Here is an 18140-nt window from a genome sequence, read left to right on the forward strand (position 1 = left end):
GGAAAAGGGAAACAGAAAACGGAGCTAATAAAAAAACCGCCAAAAAAGGAATACCATAAAAATGATATCTCTTTTTTGTAGATAGCTCTTCATACGTACACGTCTGTACATATGACAGTTCTGTTTCTATTCGAAAACAGCCCCAATCGATACATACAGAGAAATATATCGATTTCGGCAATACTTCCTTTCATCTAATTTCATAGACATCTCTGTGTCTCCATTAGAATACTCATAAGTATCGCAACCTCTATCTCACGTTTTAGGCGAGAGTGTTTGATTTATGAAGTTGTTGGTAACATTTGTTTTATAATAATTTAAATTTTTTGGGGAATCAAGTGTTTTGTATAAATTTTAAAAATTCTTTCTTTTATGAAAGGAAGTTTGTGAAAAATGTAGCAAAATAAATTTATTGCATGTACATTAAACTTATAGCGCATAGGAGGTGGAAGAATGAAGGGGAAAAAGCCTATTTATGTTTCGGCAGAAATGAATACAACAATGGAAAAATTATGGGAATATACGCAAGAACCACATATACATACAGAATGGGATGCTCGCTTTACTGAAATTTCGTATTTAGAGAAAAAAGAAGGAGAACCGCAGAAGTTTTTATATAAAACAAAAATCGGATTTGGACTTGAAATAGCTGGTGAAGGGGAATCGATAGGTGAAATAAGAAAAGAAACAGGTGAACGGATTTCTTCTTTAAAATTTTGGACAGACAATCAATTATCACTTATTCAAATAGGGCGTGGTTATTGGAAGTATACACCGTGTAAAGAACACATTCATTTTGAGACACAATATGATTATGATACGAGGTTTGGTCGTATAGGGAATGTAATAGATTTCTATATGTTTCGGCCATTATTAGGCTGGGCGACAGCTTGGAGTTTTGATGCTTTAAAATTATGGTTAGAAAAGGGACTTCATCCTAGATTGCTCATTAGAAGAACAATGACATATTGGTTCGTATGTTTTTTATTTGCTTTCGTATGGATGTATCAAGGAATAGTACCGAAACTAGTGTTTACTCATTCAGAAGAAGTAAAAATGTTATATGTGATGATTGGTTCAACTGAACATAGTATTTTTGTACTTAAAATAATTGGATTACTAGAAATTACTTTTGGTGTCCTATGGCTGTTGCCATTTCCAAAACGAAAAGTATTTGTCGTACATATTTTTATGTTAATAGCCTTAACGATAGCGGCAGGATTTACGAATGTCGCAAGCTTTACAGAGCCGTTTAATCCAATTACGTTAAATCTACTTCTAATTGGATTATCGATTGTCGGTTATATAAATAGTACGAATTTGCCAAGTGTAAAAAATTGCAAGAGGAAGAGAAAGGGATAATGTATGGCTAATATGTATGAAAGACTATTAGGGGATTCTTATAAAAAACTTCATCCGAAATTACAGAAACGTTATGAGATTACAGAAGAAAATAGCTTTATTGGAGAAGGAAAGATGGATGAAATTTACGGTGGTTCTTTTTTCGTAAAATTCATATTAAAAATTGCATCGAAGTTTCGAATGTTTTTCTCTGAGAGAGGTAAGGGAGTGCCATTTACAATACATAATACCGCTGAGCGTGATGAACATGGACATGAACTTGTGCGGTGGAATCGTACTTTTTATTTTCATAATAAGAAAAGATATTTTAACGCCGTTATGCAGTTGGATGAAGGGAATAATGAAATTGTAGATTGTTTTGGTGAACCACACATACTTGTTTCTACATTGAATTTTCATATTGATGAGGTGGGGGCAATGCATATTTCCTCAAAGAAACAATGGTTTTACATGTTTGGAAGCAAAGTTCCGTTACCTAGATTCTTATACGGAGAGGCCAACATTGTAGAAAGTTATGATGAAACACTACAATGCTTTCGAATTCATGTACAAGTACGCAATCCATTAATTGGTTCATTATTTTCATATAAGGGAACATTTGTGGAGAGGAAATAAATAATATGAAAAATATAATAGTTGGACTTGTTTGTTATATTGTTTTTCTAATATGTGATTGGTCAAATATAAACCCAGTGGAAGCAATTATTTTATTATCTATGTTGTTATTTATACCGATGTCATTTAGCATCATTGATAAGAAAACAAGAAATGGATCATATGTATTCTTTTATAAATTTGTATCGTTTTTATATCCAATCGCAGCAATTAGTGCAATGCTAGCTTTCGTAACAAGTCACTATTTCTTTGCGCTATTTTGGTTTGTATATACAGGAATTGTCGCGTTATTTGGAGTGAGTAGATTACTAGAAAGAGGATGGAAACCGTTAGAAGAAACGGCAATCGATAGTGCGTTTATTTATTTGTTTTTAGGTGGTTTCTGGTTTTTTGCCTCAGTAGCAAAGATTTCGATTATGCAGTTTACTTCTGACATTGTTCTACTCACAGCTGCACACTTTCATTATTCGGCGTTTCTATTGCCATTATCAGCTGGTTTAATAGGGCGGAAGAAAGAAAAGAGCAGTAAAGTATATGATGCAATTATGTTTATTATAGTCATTTCACCGATGACAGTTGCGATTGGAATTACATACTCAAGGATATTTGAATTTTTTGCAGTGTTCCTATATTTATGTGCTATTTATGGTTATGGGATTTATGTTTGGCGCACGAAATTTAATGCTATCAGCGCAAAGATTCTCCTGATCATATCGTCTAGTACACTCATGGTAACAATTATGTTTTCACTTATATATTCGTATGGGAATTTGAAACATGTAATGACGATTACAATTGCCCAAATGGTTTGGATTCACGGTGTTGTGAATGGAATTGGAGTAGCGTTACCGGCATTTGTCGGCTGGATGATTGAAAAGAGTGTTCCGAACTATAAATATTACGGGAAACCAATGAGCAGATTAAGAGGAAAGGCGACAGTTGGTGAAGCATTTTTACATAACAGAAATGTAATAGATAGTAAGGAATACAACGGTTTAGTTGATAAAATGAATGATTTTCATAGTGAAGCATTTGACGTGACGAAGATACCTTTAAGCATTATTCGGTTTTATGAAAATACAAAAGAGTATGAGTTACAATCGCATATTAAATGGACTCGTTCGTTCCGCCTGTTTGCATTTTGTTATGAGAAAATGAGTAAGCGTGTAGGACAAATACATTTAGGAATGGGCGGCAAGTGGGAAACAATGCACGGCTCTATCATAGGGGTAATGGATGAGAAGGATGGAAGGGAGAATGTAAGAGCTTGGTTAAGAAAAAATGAAGCAGGAGCATCTATTTTTGTAGCTCTTTACTCAAAACATACGTATAAGAATGAGACATATATGAATATCGCATTACCTCTACCATATTCGAATATGACGGGGATTTTAAAATTACGCAATGATCACGACGATTTAATTATTACTAGTAAGCTGAGAGGAAATGGTAAGGGAGATGAGGGAATCTATTTACATACTCGTTTTTTTACAATCCGTTTACCGTTAGCTGAGACGTTTATTATTAAAGAGGCAAAAGGTCAAATGCTAACAGCTCACCATGAAATGTGGATATTCAGAGTTAAGTTTTTAGAAATTGATTATGAGATTAAGAAAATAGAGGAGAAGTAAGAAAAGCTTGGAGAGATTCCAAGCTTTTTTACGTATGGGTAATGGTCATAGCGACTTGTTTATCTAAGTCTTTGTCCCAAACACGTTGAATTTCAAACGTACCTTTTTCAAAAAATAATGGAAATCTTTCTTTAAACCAATCTTGCATAGGAAGATTTAGTGCTGTATCGATTGGTACCCATAATAATTTGCCTTCAGGAGGATTCGAAAGGAGTTCACCTTCAAATGAATCTGTCCAATAGTTAAATACCATATATCGAACATTTTCTTTCGGATTTACATATTCATCTAATCCCTTAAAGGTTAAAGTTGAAACAAGTAATCCAGTTTCTTCTTTTACTTCTCGTTTAGCAGCTTGAACGATACTTTCTGGAAAATCTACTTTTCCTCCGGGAGCGATGTAACCAGGGAAGCCAAGATGATTGGGGCGCTGTATTAACAATACTTTGTTATTCTGCTGAATCATACACATTGTATACATACGGTGCTCTATATCTTTCCAATTGTAGCTCATATGAATCTCTCCTCTTAATAAAATCTTATAGTTTTTAACTATAGTTATGTATGACAAAAAATACAATAATAATACAAAATTATACAATTTTGATTGACTATTACTAATTTTCAGAACTATAATTAGTCTGTTATATAAATACATCGTACTTGAGAGGGGAATATATTCTATGAAAAATAGAATAATTGCAGCAGGAATAATTGCAGCTAGTATATTATCTTATTCATCTAGTAGTTTCGCGCAAACGAAAAAATTTCCAGATGTCCCAGCTAAACATTGGGCAGAAGACTCTATTTACTATTTAGTAGAGAAAGGTGCAGTTACAGGTAACGAAAAAGGAATGTTTGAGCCAGGAAAAGAAATCACTCGTGCAGAAGCAGCTACAATGATGGCTCAAATCTTAAACTTACCAATCGATAAAAATGCTAAACCATCTTTCGGTGATTCTCAAAACCAATGGTATACCCCATTCATCGCAGCTGTAGAAAAAGCTGGCGTTGTAAAAGGGAAAGGAGCGGGCGTATTCGATCCAACTGGGAAAATTGACCGAGTTTCAATGGCCTCTCTTATTGTAGAAGCTTACAAATTAGATTCTAAAGTAAATGGTACTCCAGCAACTAAATTTAGTGATCTAGAAAAAAGCTGGGGTAAAGCAAAAGCTAACATTCTAGTTGAATTAGGGATTTCTATTGGAACTGGTGACAAATGGGAGCCCGAAAAAATTCTAACTAAAGCAGAGGCAGCTCAATTTATAAAAAAGGCAGATGCTCTTAAAATAGGTAACCCTTTAGTAGAAAAGGTAGTTATTATTGATCCTGGTCATGGAGGATTTGATCCGGGGAATCCAGGGCAAGGCGTAGAGGAAAGTAAAATTGTATTTGATACATCTTTAAGATTACAGAAGTTGTTAGAAAAAAATACACCTTTAAAAGCTTTGTTAACACGTGAAGAAAACGGAAATCCAGGAAGTAACAAAAATGAATCTCTTGCGAATCGAGTAAAATTTGGTCAAGAGAACAATGCAGATATATTTGTAAGCATTCATGCAAATTCTTCTGAAAAACATGATGGTCATGGAACGGAAACATATTATTATAAAAAATCCAAGCGTGGAGAAGAGACACAGATTGAAAAGGATAGTGAAGTATTAGCGAATAAAATTCAAAATAGAGTAGTAGAAGCACTACATACAAGAGATAGGAAGATAAAAGACAATCACTCACTTTATGTAGTAAATAATAATACAGTACCAGCAGTTTTGACAGAGCTTGCCTTTATTGATAATGATATAGATAATGGTAAATTAGCTACTGAATCAGGAAGACAAATTGCTGCTGAGGCAGTTTATGCTGGTATTTTAGATTATTATGAATGGAAAGGTTTCGATGTTGCAAAATATCGTTTAGCTAAATAACAATGTTGATTGCTAAGCCCATCGTCTTTATATAGATGGGCTTTTTATGTAAGTTTATGTAATTTTGTATCGGAATAAAAAGATATATCGTATTATACTAATTATGAATAAAATAATGGTAGATTAGTTTATTTTTATCACGTATACTTTTACTGTTGACTAATTAAGAGTTTGTTAGTTTAATAGGGAAAATTATACGATAAAGGGAGGCAAGTTAACACGGGACAAGCATATAAAAAACGTGTTAAAAAATTTATGAAAAAAGTTATTTCTAATGTGTTAGCAGTGACAGTCGCGCTTCAAGTAGTGATGGCTCCAGCAACTTCGTTTGCATCTACAAAAGAATTTCCAGACGTTCCAAAAAATCATTGGGCACTTGAAGCAATTACTGATTTAACGTCAAAAGGAATTATTGCAGGTTACGATAATGGTAAATTCGGCTTCGGAGATGTTGTAACTCGTGAGCAAGTAGCAGCATTAATGTATCGCGCATTAAAACCAGAAGCAAAAAGTGATTATAAAAATCCATACTCTGATATTAGTGCAGGAACGACAATGTTCCCAAAGGAAATTTTAGCATTAACAGATATGGGGATTTTTGTAGGTGATGATAAAGGAACGTTTAGACCGAAAGAATCATTAACCCGTGCTGAAATGTCTGTTATTTTGCAAAGAGCATTTAAATTAGAAGTAAAAGCACCACATACATTTAATGATATAGATGCATCATATTGGTGGGCAAAAGAAGCAATTAGTGCATTGCAATCTAATGGTGTATCAATAGGGAATGGACTTGGAGGATTTGATCCATCAGGTGTATTAACACGTGAAAGCTATGCACAATTGTTATATAAAGCGATGCAAATTAAAAAGGATGTTCCTGCTGAACAGCCTTCATATATTAATCTAGATGTGACATTACCATCTAACGTAACAGCGCAAGAGATTGATAATTATATTCAAAGATTCCATCCAGATAGCCCGTTAGTTGGAATTGGACAAGACTTTATTAAAGCGCAAAATGAGTATGGTGTGAATGCACTATACTTAGCTGCACATGCAATCTTAGAATCTGGTTACGGTAAATCAGAAATTGCATATCGTAAACATAATTTATTTGGTTTAAGAGCATATGATCGTGATCCATTTGCATATGCAAAATATTTACCGTCATACGGACTAAGTATTTCATATAACGCTGATTATGTAAAAAAGAACTACTTAGAAGATGGTGCAAGATATTTCAAAGGTTACACATTGCCAGCAATGAATGTTATGTATTCAACAGATACAGCATGGGCTGGGAAAATCGCTAATATCATGGAACGCATTAAGCCTTTTAATAAAGCAGATTACCAAAATGCAAAACGACTACCGAAAAACCCTAATACATTAAATGTAGAAGTATTAAGTGAAGCGATTCCTTATACAGATTATGCAAAAGATGCAAAAGCTACTGTCCAATCTGTAGGATCTTACTATCAAGTTCCATTCCCGTTTAACAATCCAATTAAGAGTGTACCAAATGTGACACAAAATGAAGTTGGAAAATTAGAAAATGGTACAAAAGTAAATGTATATCGTGAAGATCCAAATGGCTGGGTAGAATTTTCATTTGAAAATGCGCAAGAAAAATATTGGACATTGAAGAAGAACTTAAAATTATAAATAAAAAGGTGTTTTCATTTATGAAAACACCTTTTTATTTATATTCATCAAGCGATATTCCATAATATGTAATATCCATAGGTTCACCAGATTTTACAACATGTTGTTTAAACGTCCCTTCATGTTTCATTCCGATTTTCTCCATAATTCGCCATGAACCAGGATTATTTGTAAAAGCTGCTGCGAATATTTTATTTAAATGTAGCTCGTTGAATCCATAGTGTAGTAGTGCTTTCGCCGCTTCAGTACCAAATCCGTTTCCCCAATAAGGTTTTCCAATCCAATAGGCCAGTTCTCCACGTTTATGGATATGATTTAAATTGAAATTAATCACACCTATTAATTTTTTAGTATTCTTAGCTAATATAGAAAAAATCACAACTTTTTTATCAGTTTCTGCTTGTAGCATATGTGTAATAAAATCTTTTGCAGAGCCTTTTGGGTATGGGTGTGGAATAGATAGGGTTGTTTTAGCAACATCATAATCGCCAGCTAATTTTTCGATTACTAGAGCGTCATATAATTGTAATGAGCGTAGTATGAGTCTTTCTGTCTCAATTGTTTTCATATATTATCTCCTTTATGTTTTTGATAATATTACCATAAATTTGATAATTTCATATATAATTAGATTGAATATTATTAAAAATAAAACATTTTATTGGGAGGATTTAATCCTTCGAAAAGAGGAGAGAGGTATGCAAGGAGAAATACCAACAGAGAAAAAATTAAGTTATATCGGTAAATTGCTATTGCCAGTTAAAGCGTCACCACATTTTAAATTTTTATGGATTGGGCAATTGCTTTCGACTTTAGGTAGTTCGATAACGATGGTTATTTTGCCAGTCGTTGTGTATTCATTAACTGGTTCAACAGTTGTAATGGGAATGACTATGGCAATGTACATGCTTCCTAATATTCTTGCGTTACCGTTTGCTGGATTAGTAGTAGATCGAATGGATCGGGTGAAGGTAATGTTATTTACAGATATAATTCGCTGCGTATTAATGCTATTACTTGCAATACTTATATTTATGGATGTTTTAACAATTCCACTTCTATATGTACTTGTAGCATTATATGGACTTATGGAAGGGATATTTCAGCCAGCATATGCGGCTGTAAGAGCGAAAGTATTTGTACCAGAAATTCGAAATGCAGCTAATGCATTAACGCAAATGAGCAATCAAGGTATACGACTAATTGGACCGGCTCTTGGAGGATTGATCGTTTCAGTTGCATCTGCCGGAATAGGGTTTGGACTAGATGCAGTAACATATTTGTTATCATTTTTTTGTTTATTATTTTTAAGAGAAATAAAGTTTAAAAAAGTAAAACCTATTGAAAAGAAAAAAGTCGATTATAAAAAAGAGTTTATGGAAGGTGTTTTTGTTTTAAAAAGTCATCCGTGGCTATGGATTACAATTTTAGTCTTTTCTTTCATCAATATTTGTTATGCAGGAATTATCGTCGTATTAATCCCATGGTTATTTAATGTTCATCATCATTTTGAAGCATATGTGTATGGATTAGGAATGGCATCCTCTGGTGTTGGAGCTGTAGTTGCTGCGCTAATATTCGGCGGGAGAGAACGGTGGTATAAGCGGGGAATACTTGCCTATGGTGGTGTTTTAATAAGTGGTTGTGCGCTTTTAATAATGCCGTTCATTACTTGGGCACCTGTTTTAATTGTATTAATGGCAATTGAAGGGTTCGGTATGATGATATTTGGACTCATTTGGGAAACGAGTTTACAAGAGCTCGTGCCAGAAGAAGCATTTGGAAGAGTGGCAAGCCTTGATATGTTAGGTTCATTTGCTTTATTGCCACTAGGTTATGTAGCTGTAGGATGGTTAGCTACTGTCATAGGTGGCGAGATAACGATTATAACATTAGCTATTTTAGTACTTGTAACAATTGGAGTAGCATTATGTGTGCCGAGTATTCGAAGATTTGATTGATGATATAAGGGGAGGGGGAACGATTTATATGATTATAGAAGATTTGAAAGATATAGTCGCAAACGAATTGGACAACCAATATACTTTGCAGGAAAAGATCTTTGAAGCAAAAAATTTCACAGTCTATATTGCTACGCATAGAGAAAATAAGCTAGCATATAACCAACTAGTATTAATAAAACATTTTTGTAATGAAAAGCCTTCCGTGCATATTTGGCATAAGAAAATTAGCACCGATGCAACAAAACTGGATATTACAAAAGAAGTGACAGAAGCAATTCAATCTGGTTTTATAAATAAAGAGTAAGCCCTAATCAAATTAGGGCTTACTCTTCATTAAACACAAATGTTTGTTTCATTTGTTTACTCTCATTTATCGGATGGCCGTTGTAAGAAAAGTTCTTTTCTTCCCAAGTAATCACAACTTTAAAATTATGGCTATTAAAGTCTAATGGGAATACGATGTAGTCAAAGCTTGTATGACTTTTGGAAAAATTTTCATTAGGTGTAGTAGGTTTAAAGGTAGCTTTAGAGGTAGGATTGTTATCAAGTATTTCCACGGATACGTTTGATACATCATGACCGATGTTTTTTACGAGTAAACTATATGTATCAAATACACCCTGTTTTGGTTGGATTGCTTGCTTGTTTGAGTTATGAGATTTATCAATTTCGATATACCACTGTTTAGACTTTGATGCAATTGGTAGGGATTGAAATGTGTATGCACTAGCTTGTATTGGTAGTGCTAAACATATAAGCGTAAAGAGAGTTAATATTTTTCGTTTCATTTTTTGAGAGCTCCCATTCTTTAATGAATTTGTTTGTTATTTTCTTCTCTTTTTAAGATAATATACCATGCGGTTTAGGGGGAGGATATATTGAAAGAGCTCGTAAGTATGGGAAGCAGTATTTTTCTACAATTATTATTTTTGTATATATTTATTTCTGGTGTTTTATTAGAACTCAACCCATGGTATGCAGTAGTTGTTTATGTGACTATTGCTATAATAAGTCTTCTTCTGGGGGTATACTCGATGATTTTCTCTATGAAGAGAAGGCCGAATACTCTTTTTCTAACATTACCAGGTGGAATTATAATAACATTATTTTCAATGTTAATCATTGGATTTACAGTATTTGCTTATTTTTTACCAGAAGGAGGTATTCCGCCTGTCATTCGTTTGTAGTATGAGTGAATCGATGGAGTTCCTATTTTATTGTTAGTCTTTCTAAGTAAGCGACATACATCTTAAAAAAGGAAACTGTGTAGAGATTTTTTTGCATAGTCTCCTTTTTTGTTTTTGTAATTAATAATAGGTGTGCTTAAAGGTATATTGGTGAAGTTAATTTATCGATATAAAAAAAGTAGAGATTGTTTTTCGAAAAAAATTTAATTTGAAAAAAATCCCAATGGATATGTTAAAATAACATTGTCATACAACAAGGGGGATTTGTTTTATGGAAAATGTACATCTTGCTAAAGTAGACTTAACGAAAAAAATTGAATCAAAGTCTAAGTACAATAGGAAACTCGAAAAATATCAAAGGCGCTTATTGGCGTTGCAGCAAATAGTAAAAGAAGAAAAAATCGCAGTTATACTTGTTATGGAAGGCTGGGATGCGGCTGGAAAAGGCGGAGCGATTAAACGAGTGACAGAGCACCTTGATCCGCGTGGGTTTCAAGTAAATCCAATTGGAGCACCAGCACCTCATGAGAAACGGTACCATTACTTGCAACGGTTCTGGCGGAAACTTCCTCAGTACGGGCAAATTACTATTTTTGATCGCTCATGGTACGGCAGGGTATTGGTTGAGCGGGTTGAAGATTTTGCTACAAGGGAAGAGTGGAAGAGAGCGTACGATGAGATCAATGATTTTGAAAAACTACTAACAGATGATCATTATATAATCGGGAAGTTTTTCTATCATATTAGTAAAGATGAACAGTTAAAGAGGTTTAAGGATAGAGAGAACAATCCTTTAAAAAGATGGAAAATTACAGATGAAGATTGGCGTAACCGTGAAAAATGGGACGAGTATGTTGAAGCAATGGAAGAAATGTTTGAAAAAACAAATAAGCCCAATGCAAAATGGCAAATCATCGCGAGCAACGATAAATTATACGCACGTTTGAAAACGTTGAAAGTGATTATTTCGTTAATTGAGGATTATTTTGTAGAGCATGGTATAGAATTGCCTTCTTATTATTATGAAATGAAAGAAGGTAAGGCAGAACACTTTGAAACAAATCAAGATGTAGTTGTAAAATAGTACAAAGTTTGTATATGAAATATAAAGTAGAGATACCTTGTAATTTTGAATAACAAAATTACAAGGTATTTTTTATTTAGAAACATTTTACAATTAATGAAATAAGATATATAATCAATAATCATATTAACATTATTAATATGATTATTGATTATATAGTGTGTGGGGGTCTTATTGTGAAGGGAAGAGATGTTGTTTTAGGTTTACTAATGGAAAAAGAATTATCGGGTTATGATATTAAAATTGTGTTTGAAGACGTATTTACTCATTTCTTTGATGGAAGTTTTGGAATGATCTATCCAACGTTACGTCAGTTGGAAAAAGAGGGGAAAATAAAAAAAGAAGTTGTTATGCAAGAAGGGAAACCAAATAAGAAAATGTACTTTATTACAGATGAAGGGCGTGAAGAGTTTTATCAATACATGCAAACGGATGTAGAGAAAGATGTTTTACGTTCAGATTTTTTAATGAGGATGTATTTCGGTAATTATACCGATGATCAGGCGATAAAAAAATGGATTAAGGACGAAATTGAAAGGAAAGAAGCATACATTGCGGATCTACGTCTGAAATATGAAAAGTGGAGAGAAGGTATTACTTTTGTTGAGGAAATTTCACTCGATGTAGGTATCGCATCGTATAGTGCTCAAGTTGAGACATTGAAAAGAAAACTAGAACAATTAGAAGCAAAAAAACAATAAAACAGAAGAATGAAAAACACGTTCACAATAAATAAAGGGGTGGATGAATATGGAGCAATCAAAGGGTATTAAGATTGTCCTTTTAATGTGTTTAGGTATATTTCTTTGTATGATTGATACGACAATTATGAATATAGCTTTACCAGCGATACAAACGAGTGTAAATACTTCATTAGAAAAGATGTCTTGGGTATTAAATGTTTATACAATGACAATAGCAGTACTTGCTATTCCACTAGGGCGGATAGCTGATATTTTTGGGAAAGCAAAGATGTATATTGTTGGTTTGATTATTTTTGGTGGCGGGTCAGTGCTGTGTGCTTTTGCTAATACAGGGGATTTTCTTATCTTTTCTCGCTTTATACAAAGTATAGGGGCAGCGATTTTATTTCCAACTAGTATGGTAATTGGTGTATCTGCAATGCCATTAGCTAAGAGGCATGTTGCACTAGCAATTTTAGGTGTAACACAAGGATTGTCAGCTGCAATGGGACCAGTAATAGGTGGAGTTATTACGCAAAATTTTGGTTGGAGATGGGTGTTCTTCGTAAATGTTCCAATTTGTATTCTTGGAATCATTTTATGCTACACTATGTTAAAAATAAAAAATGAAGAACGTATTATCTCAAAAATAGATTGGGTAGGACTACTATTAAGTAGCTTAGCAATTTTCTCTTTTACTCTCATATTAGTAAAAGGAAATACATGGGGATGGCAAAGTAATATAGCTTTGTCTTGTTATGCACTTAGTACTATTTCTCTTATTCTATTTGTTCTAGTAGAGCGAAAGATTCATAATCCGATGGTGAATTTAAATTTATTTAAAGATCGAATGTTTGTCGGAGCATCTATCGTTGTCATATTAAGTAATGTATTTTTAATTGGAGTTACTGTATTACTTCCAACATTCTTAACGAAAATACAAGGTCGAACGGAAATTGAAGCAGCTTTTTTAGTGACACCTATTTCAGCAATGATATTTTTTGTCTCACCAGCTGCAGCAACTTTAATTAAAAAACTCGGAAAAGTAACTATTATTTTATCAGGCTTTCTTGTTATGGGCTTATCTTATTATTGGTTGCAAATGATTGATGTTAACTCAACAAATATAGAAATTATTATTCCATGTATGATATTGGGTGTTGGGTATGGTTTAGTAGTAGGTCCAATTACAGTTTTAAGTGCTTCTTCGTTTGAAGGGGAATTATTAACTGCTTCTCAAAGTGTTGTGTCAATGTTGCGGCAAGTAGGTATTGTTTTAGCGGTCGCAATATTTGTATCTAACTTAACTCACAACTTAACTGTAAATAAAGAGAATGTATATCGTTATGCAGAAGAAAAGGTGCGTAATATTCATGTGAGTAGTGTCGAGCAAGCTGAGATATTACAAGTAACAAAAGAAAAAATAGAGAATCAAAGTATAGAAACGAATGTGGAAAAGCATCAAAATGAAAAATTTGTAGGGTTAAATAAAGAGAAAAAAGACGAATTAATTCACCAAAAAGTAGATGAAGTATTAAATGCTGTTCCAGTAGAATATCGAGATATAAAAAGAGAAGAAGTTATGAATCAAGTGACAAATGAAGTTGAAAAACAAGAGGAAAGTATAAAGAAAGAAGTACTCGCATTTTCGAATGATGTAAACCATTATGCTAAGAATCAGATGGCTATGAGTTTTACAGATTTATATAAAGCAAGTGTGCCAATTATTTTAATTTGTGCTTTAGTAAGTTTGTTATTTTGGGAAAGAAAGACTTTGAGTAAAAAGAGAAGGGGGAGAGTGGTAGAGGGAGCATAAAAAAACAGGCTAATAGTAGTCTGTTTTTTTTATTATGTTCTCCTTGCATATTGTGAATAGTAATATTTTTAATATAGCATGGGAGAAGATGAATTCGGTTAGAGAGTTTTTTAGAATGAAAGAGAAGGATGGAAAATGCCATTGAATATGTAACGTTAAACATAGTACATTAACAAGAGGGTTTCATTTCAAAGGGAGGATGAGGAATTGTTAGATAGGGCGGGAGCTTTAAAAAGTAATCGAATGTATACAGAAGAAGAACAACAAAAATTATACAAAAGAACATTAATAATCGTAAGTATTTCACAAATGTTCGGCGGAGCTGGGTTAGCTGCTGGCATTACAGTAGGTGCACTTCTTGCGCAGCAAATGCTTGGGACAGATGCATTTGCAGGTTTACCGGCTGCTATGTTTACAATGGGATCGGCGATAGCGGCTTTCTTTGTCGGGAAGTTATCGCAAAAACATGGTCGTCGCATAGGACTTGCAGCAGGTTTTATAGTAGGTGGACTAGGGGCTATTGGAGTTGTATTGGCTGCAATAACAAATAGTATTATTTTTTTACTAGTTTCTTTACTCATTTACGGTGCAGGTACAGCTACGAATTTACAAGCTCGTTATGCAGGTACAGATCTAGCAGACAAGAAGCAAAGAGCAACTGCCATTAGTATTACGATGGTAATGACGACTTTTGGTGCAGTCGCAGGTCCAAATTTAGTAGGTGTAATGGGAAGGTTTGCTCATTCAATTGGAATTCCTGAACTTGCTGGCCCATTCATATTATCAGCGGCAGCGTTTATACTGGCGGGTCTTGTCCTTTTTGTTATGCTACGTCCAGATCCGTTACTTATTGCTAATATGATAGAAATATATAAACAAGAGCATACATATAAAGGGAAACCAATAACAGAAGAGGCAATAGAAAACAAGCGAGGTATTACTGTTGGAGCTATCATAATGATACTTACACAAATCGTGATGGTTGCAATTATGACAATGACGCCAGTTCATATGGGACACCATGGTCATGCTTTAAGTGCAGTAGGTCTTGTAATTGGTTTTCATGTAGGTGCAATGTATCTTCCATCTCTCGTTACAGGAATGTTAATTGATAAAATTGGCAGAACTACGATGAGTATAGCTGGTGGAGTAATCTTATTAGCAGCAGGTGTCATAGCTGCGATAGCGCCAAGTGATTCTTTAATACTATTAATCGTTGCTTTGTCTTTACTTGGATTAGGGTGGAACCTCGGTTTAATCAGTGGTACTGCTCAAATTGTTGATGCAACTATACCTTCCACACGTGCAAAAACACAAGGGAAGATAGATGTGTTTATTGCGTTAGCTGGAGCTTCTGGTGGAGCGATGTCAGGAATGGTAGTAGCGAATTCAAGTTATGCGGCATTGTCATTAGCTGGAGGAGTGTTAGCTTTCATGCTGATTCCTGTTGTGATATGGTCTCAAAAAGGAGAAAGAAATTAAAGAAGAGGTTCTAGTTATTGACTAGAACCTCTTTTTCATACATTTAACTTAAATCCCACTCCACAATAAGGCCTAAATGTGTAAGACCACCACCAAATCCGTACAGTAAAAGTGTGTCTCCGTTATTTAATTTCCCTTCTTTTCTAGCTAAATCTAGAGCGAGTGGAATAGAGACAGAAGATGTATTCCCCATATATTCCACGCTCGTTAATGTTTTTTGTATTGGAATTTGAGATTTTTCACAAATAGATTCAATCATGCGTAAGTTAGCGCTATGAGGAATGAACCAGTCTATATCATCTTTTTGCATATCTCGTTACAGGAATGTTAATTGATAAAATTGGCAGAACTACGATGAGTATAGCTGGTGGAGTAATCTTATTAGCAGCAGGTGTCATAGCTGCGATAGCGCCAAGTGATTCTTTAATACTATTAATCGTTGCTTTGTCTTTACTTGGATTAGGGTGGAACCTCGGTTTAATCAGTGGTACTGCTCAAATTGTTGATGCAACTATACCTTCCACACGTGCAAAAACACAAGGGAAGATAGATGTGTTTATTGCGTTAGCTGGAGCTTCTGGTGGAGCGATGTCAGGAATGGTAGTAGCGAATTCAAGTTATGCGGCATTGTCATTAGCTGGAGGAGTGTTAGCTTTCATGCTGATTCCTGTTGTGATATGGTCTCAAAAAGGAGAAAGAAATTAAAGAAGAGGTTCTAGTTATTGACTAGAACCTCTTTTTCATACATTTAACTTAAATCCCACTCCACAATAAGGCCTAAATGTGTAAGACCACCACCAAATCCGTACAGTAAAAGTGTGTCTCCGTTATTTAATTTCCCTTCTTTTCTAGCTAAATCTAGAGCGAGTGGAATAGAGACAGAAGATGTATTCCCCATATATTCCACGCTCGTTAATGTTTTTTGTATTGGAATTTGAGATTTTTCACAAATAGATTCAATCATGCGTAAGTTAGCGCTATGAGGAATGAACCAGTCTATATCATCTTTTTGCATATTTGCGGCATGTAATAGTTCTTTTATACCTGCTGGTACTGTGCGTGTTGCCCATTTATATACTTCTCTCCCATTTTGAACGATTTTTTCATTTGTTTGCAGCGGTGTGTCATTCATAGTAGTAGATAAATTTGTTCTGTATAGATGAATACCGCCGTGCCCATTTGTGCCCATATGAGCAGCAATAAAGCTCGGTTTGTTTTCATCTCTTTCTAATAAAATAGCGCCAGCACCATCGCCAAATAAAATGCAAGTCGTTCTATCGGTGTAATCAGCAACTTTAGATAATGTCTCTGTTGCTACGACAAGTACTTTTTCGTGTGATCCAGAAGTGATTAAGCTATTACCAACGTGCAGGCCATATGTGAAACCAGCGCAAGTGGCATTTAAATCAAATGCCATTGTATGAGGTATGTTGAAGTATTGTTGTATTTGGCAAGCAACACTAGGGAAAACGTAATCAGCAGTAGTAGTAGCGACAATGACACAGTCAACATCTTCTAAGTTTTTCTTATATGTTGTACATAAATTTTCAATTGCTTTAATGGCTAAGTTTGAGGAGTATTCATCTTCGCTAGCTATTCTTCTTTCCTTCATTCCTGTTCTTTGTACAATCCATTCGTCATTCGTATCAATCATTTTTTCTAAATCGTTATTAGAGAGTATTTGATTGGGAACATGAGTACCAATTGCAGTAATACGGGATTTAGAATTCATAGGAACAGCTCCTAACTATATTTTATAACCTGATACTAATATCAGGTTATAAAATTGTCAATAACGATTTTTGTTGTATTGAAACGATAATGCTTAATGTACTATGAAGGAATTTGGTGAGTGTTGTAAAAATAATATACGAGAAGTTTTTAAAATTGATAATGAAGTGAGTTGAGCTCCTTGAAAACAGTTTTACGCATGTTGCCTGTTGTCATTATTTGTAGCTTTATTCTTATTATTTTTTCAGAGAAATCTTATGCTTGTGATTGTATTAACGTATCAGCAGAAGAGGCCTTTCAAAAAAACGATGTAGTGTTTGAGGGAAAAGTAATTGAGGTTGGAAGGAAAGAAGGGGTTGTAATTGAAGTATTATTTGAAGTGAAGAAAATTTGGAAAGGGACAAATTCTTCGCAAATTATTGTATATACAAATGGTGGTGATTGTGTATTTCACTTTGTGGAAGGAGGAGAGTACTTAGTATATTCTTCTCAAAGAGGGTCTGAAAAACAATTACACACAAATAGTTGTAGTAGAACGAAGAGATTAGATGAGGCAGGGGCGGACAAAGTGGCTTTAAGTCAAATTGCAAAAGAGTCTGTTCCAACGAAGGAAGTGGATTTAAAAGGGGAGATGGTGAGCGGTTTCAGTAGGTGGCAAGTTGCTATCATTTCCATTTGTCTATTATTAATCATTGTTTTTGTTGTGAGAAGAACACGCAAAAAATGACGATTAAAGTAAAAATACAAAGATTTTCTTTCTGTTTCTATAGGTGGTTTAATCTTGTGAAAGCGAATTACTTATGCTACACTTTATGTAACTTAAAATGAACGGAGGGGCTTCCTTTGATCTTAATCAGATTACGTCTCAATACTTTGTGCCAATAATTGAATAGCGCTCAAAGGCTCTGTCTGTGTACAGAGTGAACGGGATTGGTCTGCCTATTTTAAAGGAACCCTTTACTAAGCTTATATGTGAAAAAGAGGGAGGG

Annotated in this window: 16 protein-coding genes, 3 pseudogenes and 1 riboswitch; of the genes and pseudogenes, 14 read left to right on the forward strand and 5 right to left on the reverse strand. The window is 34.3% G+C overall.

Annotation, left to right across the window (positions count from 1 at the left end; translation table 11 throughout):
• Nucleotides 1-74: 74 nt before the first annotated feature.
• Nucleotides 75-261, reverse strand: a riboswitch (Lysine riboswitch).
• 192 nt (nucleotides 262-453) lie between these two features.
• From EKQ63_RS10435 to EKQ63_RS10445, 3 genes are read left to right on the forward strand one after another with little or no spacing between them, the layout of a single operon-like run.
• Nucleotides 454-1362: a DoxX-like family protein gene (locus EKQ63_RS10435; RefSeq protein WP_087994331.1), complete on the forward strand. Its 909-nt coding sequence runs from the start codon at nucleotides 454-456 to the stop codon at nucleotides 1360-1362.
• A gap of 3 nt (nucleotides 1363-1365) precedes the next feature.
• Nucleotides 1366-1977 (forward strand): DUF4166 domain-containing protein, encoded by a 612-nt coding sequence (locus EKQ63_RS10440; RefSeq protein ID WP_143881005.1) that lies wholly within the window; start codon nucleotides 1366-1368, stop codon nucleotides 1975-1977.
• Between the two features lie 5 nt (nucleotides 1978-1982).
• Nucleotides 1983-3608 (forward strand): YndJ family protein, encoded by a 1626-nt coding sequence (locus tag EKQ63_RS10445; RefSeq protein WP_143881006.1) that lies wholly within the window; start codon nucleotides 1983-1985, stop codon nucleotides 3606-3608.
• 28 nt (nucleotides 3609-3636) lie between these two features.
• Here EKQ63_RS10445 and EKQ63_RS10450 read toward each other — a convergent pair whose 3' ends face one another.
• The gene (locus tag EKQ63_RS10450) at nucleotides 3637-4122 is read right to left on the reverse strand and encodes an 8-oxo-dGTP diphosphatase (protein WP_087952996.1); all 486 of its coding nucleotides are present in this window, start codon (nucleotides 4120-4122) and stop codon (nucleotides 3637-3639) included.
• Between the two features lie 169 nt (nucleotides 4123-4291).
• Here EKQ63_RS10450 and EKQ63_RS10455 point away from each other — a divergent pair, with 169 nt between their 5' ends.
• Both EKQ63_RS10455 and EKQ63_RS10460 read left to right on the forward strand, forming a co-directional pair.
• Nucleotides 4292-5536, forward strand: a complete 1245-nt coding sequence (locus tag EKQ63_RS10455; protein WP_087952995.1) for an N-acetylmuramoyl-L-alanine amidase — start codon at nucleotides 4292-4294, stop codon at nucleotides 5534-5536.
• Nucleotides 5537-5791: 255 nt separating this feature from the next.
• Complete coding sequence (locus EKQ63_RS10460) at nucleotides 5792-7204, forward strand: S-layer homology domain-containing protein (protein ID WP_087952994.1); 1413 nt, start codon at nucleotides 5792-5794, stop codon at nucleotides 7202-7204.
• A 34-nt stretch (nucleotides 7205-7238) separates the two neighbouring features.
• On the opposite strand, the gene EKQ63_RS10465 is transcribed toward EKQ63_RS10460, so the two are convergent.
• Nucleotides 7239-7772, reverse strand: a complete 534-nt coding sequence (locus tag EKQ63_RS10465; protein WP_087952993.1) for a GNAT family N-acetyltransferase — start codon at nucleotides 7770-7772, stop codon at nucleotides 7239-7241.
• A 130-nt stretch (nucleotides 7773-7902) separates the two neighbouring features.
• On the opposite strand from EKQ63_RS10465, the gene EKQ63_RS10470 reads away from it, so the two are divergent.
• Together EKQ63_RS10470 and EKQ63_RS10475 are read left to right on the forward strand one after the other, a co-directional pair.
• Nucleotides 7903-9165 (forward strand): MFS transporter, encoded by a 1263-nt coding sequence (locus EKQ63_RS10470; protein ID WP_087952992.1) that lies wholly within the window; start codon nucleotides 7903-7905, stop codon nucleotides 9163-9165.
• Between the two features lie 28 nt (nucleotides 9166-9193).
• On the forward strand, nucleotides 9194-9472 hold the full coding sequence (locus tag EKQ63_RS10475; protein WP_087952991.1) for a hypothetical protein: 279 nt from the start codon (nucleotides 9194-9196) through the stop codon (nucleotides 9470-9472).
• Nucleotides 9473-9491: 19 nt separating this feature from the next.
• Here EKQ63_RS10475 and EKQ63_RS10480 read toward each other — a convergent pair whose 3' ends face one another.
• A complete protein-coding gene (locus EKQ63_RS10480; RefSeq protein WP_087952990.1) occupies nucleotides 9492-9956 on the reverse strand; it encodes a hypothetical protein in 465 nt (154 codons plus the stop codon).
• 90 nt (nucleotides 9957-10046) lie between these two features.
• Here EKQ63_RS10480 and EKQ63_RS10485 point away from each other — a divergent pair, with 90 nt between their 5' ends.
• From EKQ63_RS10485 to EKQ63_RS10505, 5 genes and pseudogenes are all read left to right on the forward strand, one after another.
• On the forward strand, nucleotides 10047-10355 hold the full coding sequence (locus EKQ63_RS10485) for a hypothetical protein (protein ID WP_000661601.1): 309 nt from the start codon (nucleotides 10047-10049) through the stop codon (nucleotides 10353-10355).
• Between the two features lie 271 nt (nucleotides 10356-10626).
• Entirely contained in the window at nucleotides 10627-11439 is an 813-nt protein-coding gene (locus EKQ63_RS10490) for a polyphosphate kinase 2 family protein (protein ID WP_087952989.1), read from the forward strand.
• A 176-nt stretch (nucleotides 11440-11615) separates the two neighbouring features.
• Nucleotides 11616-12153 (forward strand): annotated as a pseudogene (locus EKQ63_RS10495) (PadR family transcriptional regulator).
• 36 nt (nucleotides 12154-12189) lie between these two features.
• Nucleotides 12190-13938 carry an MFS transporter gene (locus tag EKQ63_RS10500; RefSeq protein ID WP_143881007.1) on the forward strand — a complete coding sequence of 583 codons (1749 nt, stop codon included), beginning with the start codon at nucleotides 12190-12192 and terminating at the stop codon, nucleotides 13936-13938.
• 207 nt (nucleotides 13939-14145) lie between these two features.
• Nucleotides 14146-15420, forward strand: a complete 1275-nt coding sequence (locus EKQ63_RS10505) for an MFS transporter (protein ID WP_087952987.1) — start codon at nucleotides 14146-14148, stop codon at nucleotides 15418-15420.
• Nucleotides 15421-15463: 43 nt separating this feature from the next.
• Here EKQ63_RS10505 and EKQ63_RS10510 read toward each other — a convergent pair.
• Nucleotides 15464-15733, reverse strand: a pseudogene (locus EKQ63_RS10510) (3-oxoacyl-[acyl-carrier-protein] synthase III C-terminal domain-containing protein); the annotation flags it as partial.
• Here EKQ63_RS10510 and EKQ63_RS10515 point away from each other — a divergent pair.
• Nucleotides 15733-16125: pseudogene (locus EKQ63_RS10515) on the forward strand (MFS transporter); the annotation flags it as partial. The pseudogenes EKQ63_RS10510 and EKQ63_RS10515 overlap by 1 nt on opposite strands.
• A gap of 43 nt (nucleotides 16126-16168) precedes the next feature.
• Here the strand turns inward: EKQ63_RS10515 and EKQ63_RS10520 are convergent.
• Nucleotides 16169-17152, reverse strand: coding sequence for a ketoacyl-ACP synthase III (locus EKQ63_RS10520; protein WP_087952986.1), 984 nt, complete (start codon nucleotides 17150-17152; stop codon nucleotides 16169-16171).
• 180 nt (nucleotides 17153-17332) lie between these two features.
• Between EKQ63_RS10520 and EKQ63_RS10525 the strand changes: the two genes are divergently transcribed.
• Nucleotides 17333-17878, forward strand: a complete 546-nt coding sequence (locus EKQ63_RS10525) for a cobalamin biosynthesis protein CbiN (protein ID WP_087952985.1) — start codon at nucleotides 17333-17335, stop codon at nucleotides 17876-17878.
• Nucleotides 17879-18140 lie beyond the last annotated feature (262 nt).

This window comes from Bacillus sp. BD59S (assembly GCF_007363175.1).
Taxonomy (GTDB): Bacteria; Bacillota; Bacilli; order Bacillales; family Bacillaceae_G; genus Bacillus_A; species Bacillus_A pacificus.

Excerpts from the sequence above, each read along its gene's own strand:
- EKQ63_RS10480 (WP_087952990.1), bottom strand. The coding sequence starts at position 9,956 with ATGAAACGAAAAATATTAACTCTCTTTACGCTTATATGTTTAGCACTA.
- EKQ63_RS10490 (WP_087952989.1), top strand. The coding sequence starts at position 10,627 with ATGGAAAATGTACATCTTGCTAAAGTAGACTTAACGAAAAAAATTGAA.
- EKQ63_RS10440 (WP_143881005.1), top strand. The coding sequence starts at position 1,366 with ATGGCTAATATGTATGAAAGACTATTAGGGGATTCTTATAAAAAACTT.
- EKQ63_RS10435 (WP_087994331.1), top strand. The coding sequence starts at position 454 with ATGAAGGGGAAAAAGCCTATTTATGTTTCGGCAGAAATGAATACAACA.
- EKQ63_RS10455 (WP_087952995.1), top strand. The coding sequence starts at position 4,292 with ATGAAAAATAGAATAATTGCAGCAGGAATAATTGCAGCTAGTATATTA.
- EKQ63_RS10470 (WP_087952992.1), top strand. The coding sequence starts at position 7,903 with ATGCAAGGAGAAATACCAACAGAGAAAAAATTAAGTTATATCGGTAAA.
- EKQ63_RS10450 (WP_087952996.1), bottom strand. The coding sequence starts at position 4,122 with ATGAGCTACAATTGGAAAGATATAGAGCACCGTATGTATACAATGTGT.
- EKQ63_RS10520 (WP_087952986.1), bottom strand. The coding sequence starts at position 17,152 with ATGAATTCTAAATCCCGTATTACTGCAATTGGTACTCATGTTCCCAAT.
- EKQ63_RS10500 (WP_143881007.1), top strand. The coding sequence starts at position 12,190 with ATGGAGCAATCAAAGGGTATTAAGATTGTCCTTTTAATGTGTTTAGGT.
- EKQ63_RS10445 (WP_143881006.1), top strand. The coding sequence starts at position 1,983 with ATGAAAAATATAATAGTTGGACTTGTTTGTTATATTGTTTTTCTAATA.
- EKQ63_RS10465 (WP_087952993.1), bottom strand. The coding sequence starts at position 7,772 with ATGAAAACAATTGAGACAGAAAGACTCATACTACGCTCATTACAATTA.
- EKQ63_RS10460 (WP_087952994.1), top strand. The coding sequence starts at position 5,792 with ATGAAAAAAGTTATTTCTAATGTGTTAGCAGTGACAGTCGCGCTTCAA.
- EKQ63_RS10475 (WP_087952991.1), top strand. The coding sequence starts at position 9,194 with ATGATTATAGAAGATTTGAAAGATATAGTCGCAAACGAATTGGACAAC.